Origin of the sequence: Rossellomorea vietnamensis (assembly GCF_001305855.1) — a bacterium.
Lineage (GTDB): Bacteria > Bacillota > Bacilli > Bacillales > Bacillaceae_B > Rossellomorea > Rossellomorea vietnamensis_A.
This window is the reverse complement of the sequence record NZ_LIXZ01000046.1, coordinates 1-1,824: the sequence shown is the minus strand read 5'-3', so window position 1 is coordinate 1,824 and position 1,824 is coordinate 1. Positions and strand designations below refer to the sequence as shown.

Genomic DNA, 1,824 nt, shown 5'->3' with positions numbered 1-1,824 from the left:
AGGCTGGGACATAACTAGCTTCTAATAGTAAAAAAAGGTGAATTTGAGCTTGCTCAAATTCACCTTTCTTATTTTTTTGTGTAAATACTTCTATAATTTAGTTGTTGGCAATGAATTTTCTTAAATTCACTGCCATTAACGCGAAGCCCATTTCATTTTCAACCTTCGATTTTCCTCGTACAGAAAATCGAGTGAAACGCAAATTGGCCTTCAAAAATCCAAAAACTGGCTCCACATCGATTTTTCGTTTTAGATAGATGGTACCCGTTTTCTCTTCTGAAAGCTTCGATCGTACATATTCTTTTTGTTGCTCCCACTCTTCATTCACCATTAGCTTTCGGTTGTTTCCTTCTTTTGCTTTCGTACATGATGAACGAAATGGGCACCCCAAACAATCTTCGCACTCATAGATTTTGAACTTCCGTTCAAAGCCTGTACGGTCATGGCGAGTAGAATGATATTGAAATTCAAGCCGTTTTTGATTAGGGCAAGTATAGGTATCTGTTTTTTTTATCGTACTCCCAGTTGTCTGTGTTAAATATGTTTTCTTTGTACTTTTTCTTTTGTTCCTTTAAATACAAATTATACGTAATAAGTGCTTCTCGTTTTCTGTTTGAAAGGATATCGCTATAGTTCTGCTCACTACCATAACCTGCATCTGCGACGATGTGTTTTGGTAACTCGAAATAATGTTTCTCGATTTCATCTAGAAAGGGGATCAACGTACGTGTATCTGTTGGGTTTGAAAACAAACTATAGGCTAGCGTGTATTGACCTTCTGTTGCGATTTGTACATTGTAACCAGCTTTCAATTGTCCGTTTTTCATATAATCATCTTTCATTCTCATGAATGTCGCATCATTATCTGTTTTAGAATAGCTATTACGCGTTCCAAAGGTCTCTAGGTCTTGTAGATATTTCTGTTTGCGTGAGAGAAAATCTATCAGTTGTTTACGGACTTGTTTTGGATATTTGCGCTCACCTCTTAAAGCTTTTCGTTCTGGAATATCCGAGGTAGCTTCAATTTGCTTATCATATTCGGTTACGACTTCATCTACTTTTTGAACCAATTGAGTGAGCTCTTCTACAGATAATTGTTCTGCTGTTTCACGTTCAATTTCCGGTATAATTTCATTTGTAAGCAGCTCATCGTATAGTTGGTTTGACTTTTCAATTAAACTTTTATGATACTTCTCAATAGATTTCTTCCATACAAAAGTGAATTTATTCGCATTCGCTTCAATCTTTGTACCATCAATAAAAATCGCTTCTTGATCAATCAATTTCTCTTCAACTAATCGGCAACGGAATTGGACGAAACATTCGCGAAGGACTTTCTTCACTTCTGGTTGAACACGGAATCGGTTGATAGTGCGATAACTTGGTTCATATCCTTGTGCTAGCCACATCATACGGATGCTGTCTTTTAAGAGTCCTTCAATCTTGCGTCCTGAAAAGACCGATTGGGAGTAGGCACATAAGATAATCTTAAGCATCATACGAGGATGATAGGCCGGGCAGCCTTCATTTCGAAGAAATGGTACGAACACTTTATGAGGGATACTTTCAACTAGGTGATGGATATGGAATGCAACATCATTTTTTTGCAACTTCACTTCTAAATCTAAAGGCAAAACCACTTGATTCATGATATAATTTTTAAACATAAGGACCCTTCTTTCGATTAAAATTTTGTGTGGTAACTTTATTTTATCAGAAGTGGTCCTTATTTTAATTTAAAAAATAATTAAAGCCGGTAAAATTTTACGAGGAGTAAAATTTTACCGGCTTCTTCATTTTAGAGGAGGGTTTTGTCCCAGCCTC

At 36.3% G+C, this 1,824-nt stretch carries 1 pseudogene; it reads right to left on the bottom strand.

Annotation, left to right across the window (positions count from 1 at the left end):
* Positions 1 to 97: 97 nt before the first annotated feature.
* A pseudogene (locus AM506_RS21565) lies at positions 98 to 1,667 on the bottom strand (IS1182 family transposase).
* Positions 1,668 to 1,824 lie beyond the last annotated feature (157 nt).